The organism is Pantoea sp. SS70, from assembly GCF_029866845.1.
In the GTDB taxonomy this organism is placed as follows: domain Bacteria; phylum Pseudomonadota; class Gammaproteobacteria; order Enterobacterales; family Enterobacteriaceae; genus Pantoea; species Pantoea leporis.
The window spans coordinates 1,457,091-1,475,264 of record NZ_CP117199.1 but is presented as its reverse complement, the minus strand read 5'-3'; the positions used below and the strand labels follow the sequence as shown (position 1 = coordinate 1,475,264).

Below are 18,174 nucleotides of genomic sequence, written 5' to 3'. Positions count from 1 at the left end.
TTTGTCACAGGCTCAACAAGAATGAACCTTTCATGCCGCAGTAACCGTCTGGCAGCTGTTTTTTTGGACAAAAGAGGCCATATTCGATGTTTTTCGCATTTAAAAAAGTCATTGGCGGGATGTTACTTCCCTTGCCGCTGCTGTTATTACTGATGGCGGCAGGACTTTTGCTGCTCTGGTTCAGCCGCTGGCAAAAAAGCGGCAAAATCCTCATCTCTTGCAGCTGGCTGCTGCTACTGATTTTGAGCCTGCAGCCGGTTGCCGATCGCCTGCTGTCACCGCTGGAAAATCATTATCCCACCTGGAACGGTAACGAGCCGGTCGATTATATCGTGGTGCTCGGCGGCGGCTATACCTTCAATCCGAATTGGGCACCGAGTTCCAACTTGATTAATAACAGTCTGCCGCGCGTGGCCGAAGGCGTGCGTCAGTGGCGGCGCTATCCGCAGGCGAAAATGATCTTTACGGGCGCAGCAGCCGGCGAAAACCCACGCAGCAGCGCCAGCGTGGCGGCCGAAGTGGCGGAAAGTCTGGGCGTGCCATCAGCAGCGATTATTCAGTTGGATCAACCCAGGGATACGATTGGCGAAGCTCGCGCGGTGAAACAGACGATTGGTGAACACCCGTTCTTACTGGTGACTTCCGCCAACCATCTGCCGCGTGCCATGCATTTCTTTCAAAGTGCCGGCATGAATCCGCTGGCCGCACCGGCAAATCAGTTGGCAGTGACCTCGCAGCTAAACTGGTGGGAACGCGTTATTCCGTCACCGCTGTGGCTGGCACACAGTGAGCGTGCGATCTATGAAACGCTGGGACAAACCTGGCAGAAGCTGCGCGGTGACGATCTCACCTCAACCCAGCCAGGGGAGTAATTGCGCGCGGGCGTGATTGAAGCGCGGACGGTCAAACTGTCCGCTGCTGACCAACGTGTCGACGCAATCCCACAGCTGATACAACCAGCGCCGCCAGAGGAAACCTTCCGCCACGGGCGCGCGCTGCAGATAGTGCTGCAGCAGTGACGCTTCTGCGCCGCTATCCGCCAGGCGCATCAGATCGTATTCGCGCGGTGCCCAGAGAATGTTGCCCGGCTGCATCATGGCAATAAGCTGATCGCTGTGCGCATCTTTTAACATACTGGCTAAGCGCAGGTTGCCGTGCATCAATACGCAGGGATCGTCAAATCCGTTGAACAGACGCGGTAATAGCTGACGGCTGCGAAACAGAATCTGACGATCTTCCAGTGTAAAAAACGGCGGTGACAAATAACCCAGCGTTGACCACAACACATCCACTCGCTGGCGATACCATGCGGGCCAGTTATTTTCCTGCACGCTGTCCACGCTGCCGACTAAGCCATGGCTGTCGATACGATGCCACGCCAGCACGCCTTCGACGATCTGTTCGCACAGCTGTTCCCAGCGTGCTGCGCTGCGGGCCGGAGCTTCCGCAGAAACACCGTTAAAGCGTGCCATCAGCAACATTTCATGTACCGGCTTTTGCTGGCTAAGCACCAGACCAAACACGGCAGGCACGGCGATCAAGCCATCATGGCCGAGCATGGTCAGTTTTTTAGCTTCCAGCGCAGCGCGTCCCTGATGACGAAAATACTTTGCCACCAGCGGCATCGGTTTACCGGCGTTATCGTAAAGCGCATACAGCCGCGTGTGCGCCTGCTCGCTAATGGTTTCGAGACGACTGATGCTTTCACCAAGCACCAACGCGAGTTCTGAACGGAGCTGTTCCATGCAATATCCTCCGACGTCAAAGGGCTGGAATATGCTGGAGGTGATGGCGGCGCAAAGCTTAGCGCCAGATCAAACTTTCAGGCCAGCGAGAGCCGCTGGCCGGTCGGAGATTAACCCTGCATAGCGAGACGAACCCGCTCAAGGTCTTCCGGCGTATCCACCCCAACACCTGGGATAGTTTTTGCCACCGCGACGTGAATCTTTTCACCGTACCACAGCACGCGCAGCTGTTCGAGCAACTCAATGTGCTCCAGCGGGCAAGGTTCCCACGCGATGTAGCGACGGATGAAACCGGCGCGATAGGCGTAGATGCCAATGTGGCGGAGCAGCGTGTCGCCAATCTGCTCGCGCGAACGCGCATAACGCTCGCGATCCCAGGGAATGGTGGCGCGTGAGAAGTAGAGCGCATAACCTTTGGCGTCCATCACCACTTTCACCGCGTTCGGGTTAAAGGCTTCTTCTGCATCGGTGATCGGCACCGCCAGCGTTGCCATCCCGGCTTCAGATTGCGCCAGATTACCTGCTACCTGACGTACAATCTCCGCCGGGATCATCGGCTCGTCGCCCTGCACGTTAACGATGATCGTGTCGTCGGCAAACTGATACTTTTCGATCACTTCGGCCAAACGCTCAGTGCCGGACTGATGATCGACCCGCGTCATGCACACTTCGCCGCCAGCCGCCGTTACCGCCGCAGCCACATCCGGATGATCGGTGGCGACAATTACGCGATCGGCACCCGATTCACGGGCGCGTTCCATAACGTGCAGCACCATCGGTTTACCCTGAATATCCACCAGCGGTTTGCCGGGCAGACGCGTTGAAGCGTAACGCGCAGGAATAATGGCAACAAAACTCATGGATGAATCTCTTCAACAGACAGCGTACGCGCTTCCACTTCCAGCAGCACTGGAATACCGTCACGTACCGGGTAAGCCAGGCCATCCGGTTTACAGATCAGCTCTTGCTGCTCTTTGTTGAAATAGAGTTTTCCGTTGCATACCGGGCAAGCAACGATTTCGAGTAAACGGTGATCCATAATCTTCTCCATTCAGGACCGATTCAGACGGGTAGCATAGCATAATAGCGTGCGCGTGAATGATGCACTCAAGCCGGACAAATGGCAGCTTTATTCACCAATCGACCAGCGAGTTGACCAGGCAGCCAGCAGTTCTGCCGGCGCATTTTCGATAATCACTTGGTTGGCGCCTTGCCACGCGGCGAAGCGATTAATGGCTTTTTGGACGTCATTAAGGAAAGCGTTACTGATGCGTGTGCCCTCTTCCAGCCAGAATGCACGAATCACTAATTGCTGCGCCTGACGCTCCATTTTGGCATCGATGCGCGCTTTCAATAATCCGCGATGCAGGACCGGCAGGACAAAATAACCATATTTGCGCTTTTCCGCAGGCGTGTAGCACTCAATGCGGTAATCAAAATTAAACAGCTCCAGCGCGCGACGACGATCCCAAACCACCGGATCAAAGGGGGATAATAGCGCGGTATGCGTGGCAGAGAGTGGCTTTTCCAGCAGCGGCAATAATGCGTGGTGTAACCACATTTCGCCCAGTTGCTCGACCTCAACACGCACAATTTCTCCGCGCGCAGCCGCATCCTCAAGCCATGATTTGAACGGTGCGCGTTTGAGCCGGTAATAATCGGCTAACCAACCGCCACGGAAAATGCCGAGACTGCATGCGCTGTGACTCAGCATCTGTAACACCGCTTCGTCTTCACTTAACGCATGCTGTTCATCAATCCAGTCCGGCATCACGCGGCTGTGCAGATCGTAAACCCGCTGGAAGTTGCGCCGCTCCACCACCATCAACTGACCCGCGCTGAACAAATTCTCCAGATGACGCTTATGCGGCTTCCACGCCCACCAGCCCGGTTTGGTCTGTTTATCATTACTGAAATCGGCTGCTCGCACTGGGCCGTTGACGGAGATGTGTTGCAGTAGGTCAGTGATTTCCTGTTGATGTTCCTCAACCCATCGTTGGTTGTACTTCCAGCCCAGTCGCTGCGGTTCCAGCATGCGGTGGCGCAGCAACGGGTAATCTTCGAAAGGAATAAAACAGGCTTCATGAGCCCAATATTCAAATAATGCGCCCGAGGCCAGCGCCTCTTCCAGCCAGTTGGTCTGATACGCGCCAAGGCGGCTAAACAGCACCAGATAAGGACTGCGTGCCACCACATTGATGGTATCAATTTGCAGCAAAGACATCTGACGCACAGTCGCGTGTATATCAGCAAAGCGCGCACGTCGGCCTAAAGGACGTAACAGTCCCTGAGCAGCCAGATGCAGATGACGAGCAGTTTGCAACGAGAGGGAAGCGACGAGGTTCATAACTCCATTCCCTTTTTGGTGGTTAGCGCGAACGGGCGTCTCGCGCGGTAGTGCAGAGATGGGTGATATCGTCTAACAAGGTTGTCACCGCCGCGCCTTGCAGATGCGCATCAACCGGCAAATACCACCAGTTTGGGCGAGCAAAACTACGGCATTTTACCGCATCTTTTTCCGTCATCAGCAAGCACTGATCTGCCTGAGTCAGACGCCGCAATTCGTCTTCGCTGTAAGCATGGTGATCGGCGAAGGCAATTTCAGCCACTGGCTTGATGCCTTGCTGCTTAAGCGTGTTGAAGAAGCGCGGCGGATGACCTATGCCGGCCATCGCGACAATTTCCGGCAATTGCGCTAACGCCACGCTTGCACCGTTGATCAGGTTGACCGCCAGACCGGGCTGCAATGACATCGCAATTTCGCCCGCCTGCGCATCGCCGCCGTTAACGATCACCGCATTTACGGTGCTAAGTCGTGAGGCGCGTTCACGCATCGGCCCAGCCGGTAACCACCAGCCATTGCCAAAACGACGCATCCCATCCACCACCACGATTTCGCGATCGCGCTGCAGCGCGTAATGCTGCAGGCCATCATCGGTGATAATCACATCCAGATCGTGCGCAGCGAGCAAGCCTTCTACCGCCAGACGCCGCCGTGGCGCAACGGCGACCGGCACTTGCGTGCGTTGAGCGATCAGCACAGGTTCATCGCCGGCCTGCGCCGTGGGCGTTTCAGCGGTAACCAGCAGCGGATAACGTTCAGCTTTTCCGCCGTAACCCCGCGACACCACGCCAGCACGTACTCCACGTTGTTGCAGCGCCTGCACCAACCAAATCACTACAGGCGTTTTACCATTCCCACCTGCGGTGAGGTTCCCCACCACAATCACAGGGCAAGGCGCGCGCCAACTTTTTCGCCAACCGCGCTGGAAGCTGAGGCGAATCAATAGGGTGATCGCCCCATAAAGCAGACTCAGCGGCCATAGCAGCAGCCATAACGGCGAACGCCCGCTCCAGATGCGTTCAATCATTGACCGAACTGCAGTTTGTGAAGCTGCGCATAGGCGCCCTTCTGTTCAAGCAGCACGCTGTGAGTACCGCGTTCGACAATGCGACCATCTTCAACTACGACGATCTCATCGGCTTTCTCAATGGTCGACAGACGGTGCGCAATCACCAGTGAGGTGCGATTTTTCTGCAGCTCATCAAGTGCGGCCTGAATCGCCCGCTCAGATTCGGTATCGAGCGCTGATGTGGCTTCATCGAGAATCAAAATCGGGCAGTCGCGCAGTAACGCACGCGCAATCGCAATACGCTGACGCTGACCACCGGAAAGCAGCACGCCATTCTCACCAATAACGGTATCAAGGCCATTATCCATCTTCTGGATGAAGTCCATTGCATGCGCCATGGTCGCAGCCTGCTCGATTTGCTCGCGCGTGTATTGACCATTACGGGCATAAGAAATGTTGTTGGCGACGGTGTCGTTGAAGAGATGAACGTTCTGGGAAACCAATGCCACTTGATTACGCAGTGAACGCAGGGTGTATTCGCGCAGATCGTGGCCATCCAGCAGAATTTCACCGCTATCAATGTCGTAGAAGCGCGTCAGCAAGCTGGCCATAGTGGATTTACCAGAGCCAGAACGGCCGACCAGTGCAACGGTTTTACCGGCAGGCAGCGACAGGTTGATATCACGCAGCGCAGGAATTTCACGGCCTGGATAGGTAAAGGTCACGTTGCGGAATTCCACATCACCCTTAGCACGATCCATTTCACGCTTGCCGTTATCCACTTCCTGCTCACTGTCAAGAATCGAGAACAGCGTCTGACAAGCCGCCATACCGCGCTGGAACTGTGCATTCACGTTGGTCAGTGACTTGAGCGGACGCATCAGGGCGATCATTGATGAGAAGACCACGGTGATGGTACCGGCTGTCAGCGTTTCCATCACGCTTGGGAAACTGGCGGCATAAAGTACAAATGCCAGTGCCAGCGAGGCAATCAACTGGATTACCGGATCAGAGATTGAAGATGCTGACACCAGTTTCATGCCTTGTTGGCGCATCCTGTTACTGACCTGAGAAAAACGCTTGGCTTCCACTTCCTGGCCACCAAAGATCAGCACTTCTTTATGCCCTTTTAGCATCTGTTCGGCGCTGGTGGTGACCTGTCCCATGGTGTTCTGCATGTTCTTACTGATGCTGCGGAAACGTTTGGAAACAGTACGAATAGCAAAGGAGACGATCGGTGCCAGCACAATGAGAATCAAAGACAGCTGCCAGCTGTAATAGAACATCATGATGAACAGGCCAATGATTGAGGCCCCTTCACGCACCACCGTAACCAGTGCACTGGAAGAGGAAGAGGCCACCTGTTCAGAATCGTAGGTGATGCGTGACAGCAGCGTCCCCGTTGATTGCTGATCAAAGAAGGTTACCGGCATGCCCATCATATGGCCGAACAGGCGGCGACGCATATTCATGACCACGTTGCCGGACACCCATGAGATGCAGTAACTGGAGATATAGCTGGTCACGCCACGTACCAGCATCAGGCCAATTACCACTAGCGGCATCCACAGCATTACGGATCTGTCTGCTTTACCGAAGCCATCATCCAGTAAAGGTTTCAACAGAGAGAGCATCAGGGTATCGCCTGCCGCATTGAGTATCAGCGCCACCGCTGACACATACAGGCCAGCCTTGTGGGGCGCAATCATCGGCCAGAGTCGACGGAATGTCTGCCACGTTGAGAGATCTTTATCTTGATGCATTATTTATTCACGCTGTTTGAAATAGCCGCTCATTCTACCTGGAATCGCGTTTGACGCCAAACCACTGATGGTACCATCGAGGCATTATTTGCTCTCTTAAGCCCTTAATTTGCCAATGACCTTGTCTGATACCCACATGAATCTGACCCGATTGTGCCGTGTCGTACCACATATAGCCTTGCTGACGATAGCGTTGCACCACGGCTGGCGCAGGCATACGCCAGGCGTTATACCGCGCCACCGAAGCAAATGCTGCTTTCCCAGCAACATTACGTAACAGTAATGCGCCTGATGAAGTCCGACTACCATGGTGCGGAACCTGCAAAATTGTCGCGTTCAGAGCCTCTTTTTCCAGCGCGACAATTTTTCTCTCGGCTTCTAACTCAATATCCCCGGTGAGTAACACGCTAAAGAGCCCGTCATCGACTCGCACCACACAGGAATCGTTATTTTGTCCCTGGGTCTGATTCTCCGGCGGCCACAAAGCGGTAAATTGCAATTTGCCCCACTGCCACCGCTGACCACGGAAGCATGGCAGGTGTCCGTCTTCCGCCAGGGCACTACGAATTGCTACCGCTGGATTAACTTTGAGCAATGAGTGTAGCCCACCACGGTGATCAAGATGCTTGTGGCTTAGTATCAAAGAATGGAGGCTTCTACCGTGATACTGCAACCATGGCAGAATGACGCGCGATCCGGCATCATCCTGTTTCCAACCCGGTCCAACGTCATATAACACCACTTCATTGCCCTGTGTAATGGCAATCGCCAGGCCATGCCCCACATCAATCATGTCGATTTGCCAGTCATCACGCTGTGCAGTGCTGCGCCAGAGGATGATTACGAGTATCAGGCTAAAACACGGCATCACACTGCGATAAATCAGCTTGCTGCGCCAGAGAACTAATCCTACCCACATCAGCACGACAGCAGGTAACGTATCGCTCCATGCCCACCAGCCAGCGGGTAACCACTGCAGCAGGAGCATGACCTGGCTTATGGAAAGATCCGCCAGAGACCATAATCCCGTTGAAATCAGCGGCACTGGCAATAGCATTGCCAGCAATATTAGTGGCACCGTGACAAAAGACACAACCGGCACCGCGATCAGATTTGCTAATAACGCACTCAGGCTTATTCCCTGAAACAGGAAGATTTGTAGTGGAGCCATGAGGATCATCATTCCTAACTGCAGATGTAGCAATTGCAATAACAGCCATCGACGCTTTGCGCGAAAGCGATGTGTTAATGGAAACCATTGATACCAGGTAATCAGCATCGCGACCGCCAGTGCCGACAACCAAAAGCTTTCTGACAGCACAGTTAATGGATCCAGTGCCAGCAAAGCGCCGATACATAACGTCCAGACTTGCCAGCCACTGAGCTGCCAACCGGCGCTGCGCATCCCTATCCATAATATGAGCGCGATCATCGCGCGCTGGGCCGGTGCATGACTGCCAGAAACCCACGTGTAAGTCGCTGCGGTCATAACACTAACCAGCAGCGGAAATAAATGACCAATCAAATGACCCGGCAAAATTACCTGGATAGCACGTGCCAACAACCATCCAACGCTGGCAGCTAATGCAATATGCATTCCCGAGATTGCCATCAAGTGGGCAGTACCTGTTTCCCGCAGCAACTGTCGCTGCTCTTCAGTCATGTTGGTACGTATACCAAACGCTAAAGCCTGCATAATTGCCGGTTGTTTGAGCGTATCGAATGCGGGTAGATGATGATTAATTAAACGCGTCCGCCAGTTGCAAGTTAGCGATTCCACCTGCTTACTGATGATGCGCCCTTGCAGCGGCGTGTGATTAGACAAGGCAAAGCGCTGCAGATCGAACTCGCCTTCATTTAATCTGCCGTGGACGGCACGCAGTCGCAGTTTCATCTGCCAGCGCTGACCGGCACAGTACGGTTGCTCCATCGAAGCGTTATTGAGCGTGACAAAGAGAGGTGGAAACTGATAACGCTGACCGACACGCAAGATTTGCACGGTTAATTGCTGCTTCTGTTCACGAACTTCAGTCACACGTACAGTGGCTTCAATTGAGGCGGCAGTCAGATCCCCAATGGCATTGACCATCTGGCGGGCTTCAGTCAATGTCCATGCCACCATTAAGAGAGCAATTCCTGCAAGCCGTAGCAACGTGATTGGCATCAACCCAAGCGCCACAGCGAATACAACCATGATGACTATTCCGTTGGCAGCGGGTATATGCGGCAATATGCCCAACGGCAATGCCGAGGCAATCATCAATCTGGCAAGAACAATCCAGTTCATATGCATTATTACTCTCCCTCATTGGCGGAAGAGTGTGCCGAGAAAAGCAGGGATTTACTTCATTGAAAAGAGAGTGTGTCGCGAAGGATTCCGAGACTTTTGCAGAGATTACATTGATGAGACTTCATTTTGGAAAGCAGATCTCAATTCCGCATACTCTAAACAAAAAAAAACGACACCCTAAAGTGTCGTTTTTATCGTTCGGTAACGGCTTAGCCGTAGATGTTCGCACGGTCACGCAATTCTTTGCCCGGCTTAAAGTGGGGAACGTATTTACCTTCCAGATCCACTTTGTCGCCCGTTTTCGGGTTACGACCCGTACGCGGTGCACGGTAATGCAAAGAAAAGCTGCCGAATCCCCGGATTTCAATGCGCTCGCCCTGGGCCAACGTAGTGGCCATGTGCTCAAGCATCTCTTTGACCGCATCCTCAACGACTTTCGCCGGAATATGAGTATGCTGGCCAGCAAGTCTCTCAATTAGTTCTGACTTGGTCATGTAACCTCCGGTTAATCCTTATTTGGAAAGGTATGACAGCTTTTACCGAAACCGGACGATTTTCATCATCCGGTGCCTTAGGTCGATTACTCGCCTTTAGCCGCTTTGAACGCTTCAGCCATCGCGCTAGAGAAGTTGCTGCCTTCATCCTGTTTGGTGTTAACAGTGTTGATAGCTTCTTTCTCATCAGCCTGGTCTTTTGCACGAACAGACAGGCTCACAACGCGGTTCTTACGGTCAACGCCAGTGAATTTAGCTTCAACGTCGTCGCCAACACTCAGAACCAGAGTTGCGTCTTCGATGCGGTCCAGAGAAGCTTCAGAAGCGCGCAGGTAACCCTCTACGCCGTCAGCTAATTCTACTGTAGCACCTTTCGCGTCAACTGCAGTGACTTTACCAGTCACGATAGCGCCTTTCTTGTTCAGGGTGATGTAGTTGTTGAATGGATCTTCAGCCAACTGCTTCACGCCCAGAGAGATGCGCTCGCGCTCTGCATCAACCTGCAGTACAACGGCAGCGATTTCGTCGCCTTTTTTGTACTCACGAACGGCTTCTTCGCCAGTCGCGTTCCAGGAGATGTCAGACAGGTGAACCAGACCGTCGATGCCACCGTCCAGGCCGATGAAGATACCGAAGTCAGTGATTGACTTGATTTTACCTTCAACGCGATCGCCTTTGTTGTGGGTCTCAGCGAACAGCTGCCATGGGTTAGATTTGCACTGCTTCAGACCCAGGGAGATACGACGACGCTCTTCATCGATGTCCAGAACCATTACTTCAACCACATCGCCTACGTTTACAACTTTAGACGGATGGATGTTTTTGTTGGTCCAGTCCATTTCTGAAACGTGTACCAGACCTTCAACGCCTTCTTCGATTTCTACGAAGCAGCCGTAATCAGTCAGGTTGGTTACACGACCAGTCAGGCGAGTGCCTTCTGGATAGCGCTTAGCGATAGCAACCCAAGGATCTTCGCCCAGCTGTTTCAGGCCCAGAGATACACGGGTACGCTCGCGGTCGAACTTCAGCACTTTAACAGTGATTTCGTCGCCCACGTTGACGATTTCGCTCGGATGCTTAACGCGTTTCCAAGCCATATCGGTAATGTGCAGCAGGCCGTCAACGCCGCCCAGATCCACGAATGCACCGTAGTCAGTGAGGTTCTTAACGATACCTTTAACTTCCATGCCTTCCTGCAGGTTTTCCAGCAGCTGATCGCGCTCAGCGCTGTTCTCAGATTCGATAACTGCACGGCGTGAAACTACGACGTTGTTACGTTTCTGATCAAGCTTGATTACTTTGAATTCAAGCTCTTTGCCTTCCAGGTGCAGAGTATCGCGAACCGGACGAACGTCTACCAGTGAACCTGGCAGGAACGCACGAATACCGTTCAGCTCAACTGTGAAGCCACCTTTAACTTTGCCGTTGATAACACCGGTAACAGTTTCAGCGTCTTCGTAAGCTTTTTCCAGCGTGATCCAAGCTTCGTGACGTTTAGCTTTCTCACGGGACAGCAGGGTTTCACCGAAGCCGTCTTCTACTGCGTCCAGCGCAACGTCAACTTCGTCGCCTACCTGGATTTCCAGTTCGCCGGCTGCGTTCTTGAACTGCTCTGCAGGAATTGCAGATTCAGATTTCAGACCCGCATCAACCAGAACTACGTCTTTGTCGATAGAGACAACAACGCCACGAACGATGGAACCCGGACGGGTTTCGATTTCTTTCAGGGACTCTTCAAAGAGTTGAGCAAAAGATTCAGTCATATTGATAATCTTAGGATTCTTCAATTTAACGTCCACCTGACTTCATTGTCGGATGGGGTTGTTTCACATGCCCTGCACCGGGTCCTTGGTACAGGGTTACAGCAATTCGGTTGCCGAAAGATTAAATGCCCAACTTACGCTTAGCATAATCAAGCGCCTTTTCAATCACTTGCTCAATCGACATACTGGTTGAATCCAGTACCAGAGCATCTGTGGCAGGCACTAAAGGGGCGATGGCACGATTACGATCGCGGTCGTCGCGTTCCTTTATCTCGGATAAAAGGCGATCAAAGTTAACATTAAAGCCTTTCTCCTGCAACTGTAGCATACGGCGATGCGCACGCTCTTCCGAGCTAGCGTCGAGGAATATTTTCACTGGCGCATCAGGGAAAACTACGGTTCCCATATCGCGTCCATCGGCGATTAAACCGGGCTCTTCGCGGAATGCGCGTTGGCGTCGAAGCAATGCCTCACGCACCCGCGGAAAAGCGGCAACGCGCGATGCGGTGTTGCTGACTTCTTGCGTGCGGATTTCACCGGTGACATCTTCACCTTCAAGAACCACCTGCATTTCACCGTCAACCGATAGAAAACGCACATCAAGATGCGCAGCCATCGGTACTAATGCTTCCTCGGACTCAATATCCACCTGATGGTGAAGTGCGGCCAATGCTAAAACGCGATAAATAGCGCCAGAATCCAGTAAGTGCCACTGCAACGACTCCGCCATCGCTTTACATAAAGTCCCTTTACCCGCGCCACTTGGCCCATCGATGGTAATAACCGGGGCGATTGCCGTCATTGTTCTCTCCTGTTGCTGCGTGCTTATTGTCAGCCCTTCCAGGCCGCCTGGATTGCGCGGCATTATACGCTGCCTGCGTCGGGTTAGTACCCTTTAGCGTAGACAGCGCTAGAAATATAGACAGATTCAGAAGAATTTCCGCCTGATAAGGCCAGAAGAGAGCAAAGAAACCCGGCGCTGTGCACCGGGTTAGACGATCAGGAAGTATGACTGATTTTCGCCAACTGCTGGAAATAGCTCGGGAAGGTTTTCGCAGTGCAGCCTGGATCAAGGATGGTTACCGGCATATCCGACAGAGCCACCAGTGCGAAGCACATTGCCATACGGTGATCGTTGTAAGTACCGATATCCGCATGTTGCAACTGAGTCGGGGGTGTAACACGAATAAAGTCGTGTCCTTCTTCTACTTCCGCCCCCACTTTGCGTAACTCAGTCGCCATCGCAGCAAGACGGTCGGTCTCTTTTACGCGCCAGTTATAGATGTTGCGCATCAGCGTGGTGCCTTCTGCGAACAGTGCTGTGGTTGCAATGGTCATTGCCGCATCGGGAATATGGTTCATATCCATATCGATTGCCGTCAGCGATCCGCGTGTGCAAGAGATATAGTCATCTCCCCACTCAATCACTGCGCCCATCTTTTCCAGCACATCAGCAAAACGGATATCGCCCTGCACGCTGTTGCGGCCAATACCGGTTACACGTACGGTACCCCCTTTAATGGCAGCGGCAGCGAGGAAATATGATGCAGAAGACGCATCACCTTCCACCAAATAATCGCCTGGAGACTGGTACTGTTGCTGCCCTTTAACCACAAAACGCTGATAGTCCTGATTATCAACATCCACACCAAAGCAGCGCATCAGGTGCAAGGTGATATCAATGTAAGGCTTAGAAACCAGATCGCCTTTAATGGTGATGATGGTGTCTTGCTGCGCCAGTGGCGCGGTCATTAGCAATGCCGTGAGGAACTGGCTGGATACACTGCCATCGACGCTGACTTCCCCACCAACAAAACCGCCATTAAGACGCACTGGCGGATAATCGGTCTGTTCGAGATAGTCAATCTTTGCTCCGCCCTGACGCAGTGCATCAACCAGATGACCAATCGGACGCTCTTTCATGCGTGGCTCGCCAGTCAGAACGATTGACTGCTCGCCCAAACAGAGCGCGGCAGCCAAAGGTCGCATCGCTGTACCTGCGTTACCGAGAAACAGCTCAAGCGGTTGTTCAGCATGTAAAGGGCCCGCGTTACCTACCACTTCGCATACGGTGCGATCGTCTGAGAGCGTATAGCTGACACCCAGCGCTTTGAGGGCATTCAGCATGTGCTTAACGTCATCGCTATCAAGCAAGTTAGTCAGGCGGGTGGTGCCCTTTGCCAGCGCGGCCAGCAAGAGTGCGCGGTTCGAGACGCTTTTTGAACCCGGTAAGTTTACCGTGCCGTCAACGCGATTAATCGGTTGTAGAGTCAGGGAGTCCTGCATGTGAAACCAAATCTCCAGAAAATACGAGACCCCATCGTGTGACGGGGTCTGGTACCAGACAAGCTGGCATGAAAAAAGCAATTAGCCGTGGCGACGTTCGAAGTCGACCATGAACTCAGTCAGCGTTTTAACGCCTTCCAGCGGCATCGCATTGTAGATCGATGCACGCATACCGCCAACCACGCGATGGCCTTTCAACGCGTGCAGCCCAGCCTTGAGAGACTCTTCCAGGAACACTTTGTCCAATGAGGAATCGGCTAACTGGAATGGCACGTTCATACGTGAACGGTTTTCGCTTGCGACATCGTTGCGATAAAACGCACTGTTATCAATCACGCCATACAATAAGTCGGCTTTTGCCTGATTCAGTTTGTCCATCTCAGCCACGCCGCCCTTCTCTTTCAGCCATTTGAATACCAAGCCAGAGAGATACCATGCGAAAGTCGGCGGAGTGTTAAACATCGATTCGTTTTCGGCCAGCACCTTGTAATCAAGGATAGAAGGCACATAACGTTGTGCTTTGCCTAGCAGATCTTCGCGCACAACCACTAAGGTTAAGCCCGCCGGGCCGATATTTTTTTGCGCGCCAGCGTAGATCACGCCATAGCGACTCACATCGATTGGACGAGACAGAATAGTAGAAGAGAGATCGGCAACTACGACTTTATCGCCAAAATCCGGCTCTTCATCGATAGCAATGCCGTCAATCGTTTCGTTCGGGCAGAAATGGACATAAGCCGCATCACCATTTAACTGCCATTCACGCATTGGTAATAAAGCACGCTTACCATCACGCGTGGTTTTAATATCAATGGTATTTGGCGAGCAGAATTTCTCGGCTTCTTTAATTGCGCTGTGAGCCCAGTAACCGCCGTCAATATAATCCGCGGTTTTTGCATCACCCAGCAAGTTGCCGGGAATGGCCGCGAACTGCGCACGCGCACCGCCATGGCAGAATAAAACTTTGTAGTTGGCTGGGATCTTCAGCAGATCGCGAAAATCTTGTTCTGCCGCTTCTGCAACAGCAATAAACTCTTTACTGCGGTGACTGATCTCCATCACCGAGGTGCCTAATCCGTGCCAGTTTGTCAGTTCTTGTTCTGCGCGACGGAGCACTTCTACCGGCAGCATAGCCGGGCCAGAGCTAAAATTATAAACCTGAGTCATTTCCCCTCACCACTGTCATATCGAACGGTTATGAATACCCAACCGGTTTTATCATTGCCTCCAGATGGCTGCAATCATTAATCCGGCAGCGATCACATTTCCAGAGCCAGCTTCACCGCAGCTTATGTCATAAATGCATTAAGCCATGGAATTTTGTGAGGTTGTTCCAGAAAGAAAAATCGGCAAGCGTAATGGCGTAACAACCTTAACCAGTCTGAGATAAATTTGGCTGACTGAATAGCGAAGCACGCATAAAACCCGTATTATTGCGCGCTTTACGCCCACCCCATTGACTTAAGAGAGCGCCACCATGACGCAAACGTTTATCCCCGGAAAAGACGCCGCACTGGAAGATTCCATTGCTCGCTTTCAGCAGAAACTGCAAGACCTTGGTTTCAACATTGAAGAAGCTTCCTGGCTGAATCCGGTGCCACACGTCTGGTCAGTACACATTCGCGATCGCGACTGCCCGCTGTGCTTTACAAATGGCAAAGGTGCTAGCAAAAAAGCCGCTCTGGCTTCAGCGCTGGGCGAATATTTTGAGCGCCTCTCTACTAACTATTTCTTCGCCGATTTCTGGTTGGGTGAATCCATCGCTAATGGTGATTTTGTTCACTATCCGAATGAAAAATGGTTCCCGCTCACTGAGGACGACAGCCTGCCAGAAGGCATTTTGGATGCGCGCCTGCGCAAGTTCTATGATCCTGATGAGAGCCTGGGTGCTTCTGAGCTGATTGATCTGCAATCCGGCAATGACGAGCGTGGAATTTGTGGCCTGCCATTTACCCGTCAATCTGACCAGCAAACAGTGTATATCCCGATGAACATCATCGGTAATCTGTACGTTTCGAATGGTATGTCTGCCGGTAACACCGCGAACGAAGCGCGTGTACAGGGTCTTTCTGAAGTGTTTGAGCGTCATATTAAGAATCGCATCATCGCCGAATCCATCAGCCTGCCAGAAATTCCAGCAGAGGTGATGCAGCGTTATCCTGGCGTAATTGAAGCAATTGAACGTCTGGAAGCAGAAGGTTTCCCAATCTTCTCATACGATGCGTCACTCGGCGGCAAATACCCGGTTATCTGCGTTGTGCTGTTCAATCCAGCAAATGGTACCTGCTTCGCTTCGTTTGGCGCACATCCGGACTTTGGCGTCGCACTTGAGCGAACCGTTACTGAACTGCTGCAGGGCCGTGGTCTGAAAGATCTCGACGTGTTCACACCGCCGACGTTCGATGATGAAGAGGTAGCGGAACACGCTAACCTGGAAACGCATTTCATCGATTCAAGCGGCCTGATTTCATGGGATATGTTTAAAGACGATGCCGATTATCCTTTCGTCGACTGGAGCTTTGCGGGTACCACTCACGAAGAGTTTGATACGCTAATGGCGATCTTCCGTGCGGAAGATAAAGAAGTCTATATCGCTGACTATGAACATCTGAGTGTTTACGCTTGCCGCATTATCGTGCCGGGCATGTCTGATATTTATCCAGCAGAAGATCTGCTGCTGGCAAATAACAGCATGGGCGCACCACTGCGCAAAACCCTGCTGGCGCTGCCAGACAGCCAATGGGAACCCGAAACCTATCTCGAGCTGATTGTGCAACTGGATGAGGAAGGTCATGATGACTTTACTCGCGTGCGCGAGCTGCTGGGTCTGGCATCAGGCAAAGATAATGGCTGGTACACGCTACGTATTGGCGAGCTGAAAGCCATGCTGGCGCTGGCCGGCGGCGACCTGGATCAGGCTCTGATCTGGACTGAATGGACGATGGAGTTTAATCAGTCCATCTTTAGTGAAGAGCGCGCAAACTACTACCGCTGTCTGCAAACCTTGCTGCTGCTGGCAATGGAAGAGGAACGCGATCCGCTACAATATCATCGCGCCTTTATTCGTATGTACGGCCAGGCTGCTGTTGAGGCTGCTTCAGCGGCAATCAGTGGCGAAGCGCCCTTCTATGGATTGCAAGCGGTCGATCTGGATCTGAAAGCTTTCCCTGCGCATCAATCATTACTCGCTGCCTATGAAAAGCTGCAGACAGCTAAACGTCGTTATTGGTCACAAAAATAGCCTTAACGCTTAAATTTCCATTTATAGAAATTAGGGTACTGGTCAATGGCACTGAAAAAATCAGTGCCATTTTTTTATATTGATCATACAAAGAGATTTAAGTGCATTATTAAATAACAATTCAGCTTTAATCGTTAATGATATTTAACAAAATCTAGTCTTGCCCGCAGCCACCTTCAACTTATTTTGCATAAATTAAAAATTATTTATTACAATAAATTCAATAATTTAAGCAGCACTCAGACGCATTTACGCTTCGCTTATCAGCGACCTTCCGGTCAAATATGATCCACATCAATTTCTGACCTATACTCCTTTGTTAATATCTTTACAGGCAATTTTTGGAGAGCGTTAGTGTGAAAGCTGACAACCCTTTTAATTCATTATTACCGGCGGCAATGGCGAAAGTTGCAGAAGAAGCCGGCATATATAAAGCTACTAAACGTCCTTTAACCACCTTCTTCCTTGCCATCACTGCTGGCGTATTTATCTCAATCGCATTTGTCTTCTATATCACTGCGACCACCGGAAGTGGAGCAATGCCCTACGGCATAGCAAAACTGATCGGCGGTATCTGTTTCTCGCTCGGTTTAATGTTAGTCGTGGTGTGCGGTGCTGACCTGTTCACCTCAACTGTTTTGATCGTGGTGGCAAAAGCCAGCGGCCGTATCACCTGGCTGCAACTCGGTCGACACTGGTTGACGGTCTATATCGGTAACCTGTTTGGTGCGCTGTTCTTTGTCGCGCTGATCTGGTTAGCCGGTGAACACATGGTGGCGAATGGTGCCTGGGGTTTGAATGTCCTGCAAACCGCTGACCATAAAATGCATCACACCTTTATTGAAGCAGTGAGTCTCGGTACGCTCGCCAACCTGATGGTTTGCCTGGCGGTGTGGATGAGTTATTCCGGCCGCAGTCTGATGGACAAAATGTTTGCGATGATCCTACCAGTGGCGATGTTTGTTGCCTGCGGTTTTGAACATAGTATTGCCAACATGTTCCTTATCCCGATGGCCATCGTTATCCGTGATTTTTCCAGCCCGGAATTCTGGCAAATGGCTGGTGCAAGCGCAGCACAGTTCCCATCACTAAGCGTTAGTAACTTTATTGTTAACAACCTGATTCCCGTGACCATCGGCAACATTATTGGCGGCGGATTATTAGTCGGTTTGACCTACTGGGTAATCTATCTGCGTGGCGATGAGCCGGTGCATTAATGAATTGGTACGGGCGTGCTGA

15 protein-coding genes are annotated in these 18,174 nt (G+C 52.1%); 3 read left to right on the top strand and 12 right to left on the bottom strand.

Annotated features, from left to right (window positions below; all coding sequences use genetic code 11):
- The first annotated feature begins 86 nt into the window (after positions 1-86).
- Positions 87-872 (top strand): envelope biogenesis factor ElyC, encoded by a 786-nt coding sequence (elyC, locus tag PO881_RS06745; RefSeq protein ID WP_280172647.1) that lies wholly within the window; start codon positions 87-89, stop codon positions 870-872.
- On the opposite strand, the gene PO881_RS06740 is transcribed toward elyC, so the two are convergent.
- The 12 genes from PO881_RS06740 to serC all read right to left on the bottom strand — a co-directional run bounded on the left by PO881_RS06740 (position 852) and on the right by serC (position 14,861).
- Positions 852-1,745, bottom strand: a complete 894-nt coding sequence (locus PO881_RS06740; RefSeq protein WP_280172646.1) for a YcbJ family phosphotransferase — start codon at positions 1,743-1,745, stop codon at positions 852-854. The genes elyC and PO881_RS06740 overlap by 21 nt on opposite strands.
- Before the next feature lie 110 nt (positions 1,746-1,855).
- Entirely contained in the window at positions 1,856-2,605 is a 750-nt protein-coding gene (gene kdsB / locus PO881_RS06735) for a 3-deoxy-manno-octulosonate cytidylyltransferase (protein WP_280172645.1), read from the bottom strand.
- On the bottom strand, positions 2,602-2,784 hold the full coding sequence (locus tag PO881_RS06730; RefSeq protein WP_007887424.1) for a Trm112 family protein: 183 nt from the start codon (positions 2,782-2,784) through the stop codon (positions 2,602-2,604). Before PO881_RS06730 ends, kdsB begins: the two co-directional genes overlap by 4 nt.
- A gap of 90 nt (positions 2,785-2,874) precedes the next feature.
- Positions 2,875-4,092, bottom strand: a complete 1,218-nt coding sequence (locus tag PO881_RS06725) for a winged helix-turn-helix domain-containing protein (RefSeq protein WP_280172644.1) — start codon at positions 4,090-4,092, stop codon at positions 2,875-2,877.
- 22 nt (positions 4,093-4,114) lie between these two features.
- Positions 4,115-5,116, bottom strand: a complete 1,002-nt coding sequence (gene lpxK / locus PO881_RS06720; RefSeq protein ID WP_101760955.1) for a tetraacyldisaccharide 4'-kinase — start codon at positions 5,114-5,116, stop codon at positions 4,115-4,117.
- Positions 5,113-6,861: a lipid A ABC transporter ATP-binding protein/permease MsbA gene (gene msbA, locus PO881_RS06715; RefSeq protein ID WP_101760956.1), complete on the bottom strand. Its 1,749-nt coding sequence runs from the start codon at positions 6,859-6,861 to the stop codon at positions 5,113-5,115. Before msbA ends, lpxK begins: the two co-directional genes overlap by 4 nt.
- Positions 6,862-6,895: 34 nt before the next feature.
- Positions 6,896-9,154 carry a DNA internalization-related competence protein ComEC/Rec2 gene (locus tag PO881_RS06710; RefSeq protein WP_280172643.1) on the bottom strand — a complete coding sequence of 753 codons (2,259 nt, stop codon included), beginning with the start codon at positions 9,152-9,154 and terminating at the stop codon, positions 6,896-6,898.
- Positions 9,155-9,360: 206 nt separating this feature from the next.
- Positions 9,361-9,645, bottom strand: a complete 285-nt coding sequence (gene ihfB, locus PO881_RS06705) for an integration host factor subunit beta (RefSeq protein WP_003849360.1) — start codon at positions 9,643-9,645, stop codon at positions 9,361-9,363.
- Positions 9,646-9,731: 86 nt separating this feature from the next.
- Complete coding sequence (rpsA, locus tag PO881_RS06700; RefSeq protein WP_052025984.1) at positions 9,732-11,408, bottom strand: 30S ribosomal protein S1; 1,677 nt, start codon at positions 11,406-11,408, stop codon at positions 9,732-9,734.
- A 121-nt stretch (positions 11,409-11,529) separates the two neighbouring features.
- Positions 11,530-12,210 (bottom strand): (d)CMP kinase, encoded by a 681-nt coding sequence (cmk, locus tag PO881_RS06695; protein WP_101760957.1) that lies wholly within the window; start codon positions 12,208-12,210, stop codon positions 11,530-11,532.
- A 197-nt stretch (positions 12,211-12,407) separates the two neighbouring features.
- Positions 12,408-13,694: a 3-phosphoshikimate 1-carboxyvinyltransferase gene (aroA, locus tag PO881_RS06690; RefSeq protein ID WP_280172642.1), complete on the bottom strand. Its 1,287-nt coding sequence runs from the start codon at positions 13,692-13,694 to the stop codon at positions 12,408-12,410.
- A gap of 81 nt (positions 13,695-13,775) precedes the next feature.
- Entirely contained in the window at positions 13,776-14,861 is a 1,086-nt protein-coding gene (serC, locus tag PO881_RS06685) for a 3-phosphoserine/phosphohydroxythreonine transaminase (RefSeq protein ID WP_280172641.1), read from the bottom strand.
- A gap of 310 nt (positions 14,862-15,171) precedes the next feature.
- On the opposite strand from serC, the gene ycaO reads away from it, so the two are divergent.
- Together ycaO and focA are read left to right on the top strand one after the other, a co-directional pair.
- The gene (gene ycaO / locus PO881_RS06680; RefSeq protein ID WP_280172640.1) at positions 15,172-16,935 is read left to right on the top strand and encodes a 30S ribosomal protein S12 methylthiotransferase accessory factor YcaO; all 1,764 of its coding nucleotides are present in this window, start codon (positions 15,172-15,174) and stop codon (positions 16,933-16,935) included.
- 356 nt (positions 16,936-17,291) lie between these two features.
- Positions 17,292-18,152 carry a formate transporter FocA gene (focA, locus tag PO881_RS06675; protein ID WP_280172639.1) on the top strand — a complete coding sequence of 287 codons (861 nt, stop codon included), beginning with the start codon at positions 17,292-17,294 and terminating at the stop codon, positions 18,150-18,152.
- The last annotated feature ends 22 nt before the right edge of the window (positions 18,153-18,174 follow it).